Raw genomic sequence first — 1,430 nt, forward strand, 5'->3', positions numbered from 1 at the left:
TATGATTTTGGCCGATGTTTGAGCTTTGCGGGTCGGGTGCAGTCATGTCTCCGGCCTATTTATGCGGCGCGTGATGACCGCTGGCCCTGATGTTGTCCGCTTGAACCGATCCCTATCAACTTACCGCGCTTTGGGGCGCTATACGATGCCACGGGTTCTTCAGTTCGTGCGGTCCATTCCGCTTTCGCTGTCACATCATACCATCGTCACTCCGCCAACTGGTTTACCCCGTAGAGCAATGACCGTGAAGGCCCTTTCGCTTAAGCCGGAATCAGATCGGAGCATCTCGAAACGTGCTCCGACTGGAAGTTCACGTTCCTCGCCATAATCGCCCAGGCAATGCGGGCAATCTTGTTGGCGAGCGCGACTGCAACAAGCTTGAAGGGCTTCTTCGACAACAAGCCACGCGCCCAGTTCGCCAGAGGCGTATCAGCCGTCCCCTTCTTCATCCTGTAGAGGGCTGCGTACGCCCCGACCACGAGGAGTTTACGCAGGTGCCGGTTGCCCATTTTGGAAATGGAACCCAGCCTTGGTTTGCCACCGGTCGAATGTTGCCTGGGAACGAGACCGAGCCAGGCGGCAAACTCACGACCGCCCTCGAACAGCTTTGGCTCTGAGACGCTGGCCGAAAGGCAAGTTGCGATGACGGGGCCAATTCCGGGAACGGTCGCAAGCCGGATACTGACATCGTTGTTGCGATGGGCGGCAAGGAGCGCCTTGTCGAGCTTTGTGATCTGCCCCTCGATCTCTATCAACACTGTCGCCAAAGGCGCCAGAGCAGTGCGAACAGCTTGTGGGCTGTATCGTTCATCTTCCAGAATGGCGATCAACTGCCGGACATTGCGAGCGCCCTGTGGGGCCACAATGCCAAGCTGGGCAAAGTGACCACGCAAGGCATTGATAAGCGCAGTCCGTTGCGAGATCAGCAGCTCGCGTGCGCTGTGCAACATCAACGTTGCTTGCTGGTCCTCGGTCTTGACCGGAACGAACCGCATCGACGGCCGCGTGACGGCCTCGCAGATGGCTGCAGCATCGGCTGCATCGTTCTTCTGTCGGCGAAGGTACGGCTTGATGTAGTTCGGCGGGATTAGCCGGACATCATGGCCAGATGCTATCAGCGTTCGCGCCCAGTGATGCGCTGTCGCGCAGGCTTCCATGCCAATCAGGCAAGGGGAAAGCGCCTCGAAGAATGGTTGCATCTGTCCGCGTCTCAGGGCCTTGCGCAGAACGACCTGTCCTTCAGCGTTAATGCCGTGAAGCTGGAAAACATTTTTTGCGATATCAACACCAATCGTCGTAATCTCTTCCATGGTGGATGGCTCCCCTCAAAGGTTTTGCAACAACCTATCTTGGCACACTCGATGCCGTCGGAGGGCGCCATCCATCACATCAACTTAACGGAATGTGGAATTCGATGTGCGATGAAGGTT

At 57.1% G+C, this 1,430-nt stretch carries 1 protein-coding gene; it reads right to left on the reverse strand.

The genetic code is table 11. The features are described 5' to 3' along the window. Positions 1-260: 260 nt before the first annotated feature. On the reverse strand, positions 261-1,310 hold the full coding sequence (locus tag OS035_RS33440; RefSeq protein ID WP_331815670.1) for an IS110-like element ISRle1 family transposase: 1,050 nt from the start codon (positions 1,308-1,310) through the stop codon (positions 261-263). Positions 1,311-1,430: the final 120 nt, after the last annotated feature.

Source organism: Rhizobium sp. 268, assembly GCF_036571585.1.
GTDB lineage: Bacteria > Pseudomonadota > Alphaproteobacteria > Rhizobiales > Rhizobiaceae > Rhizobium > Rhizobium redzepovicii.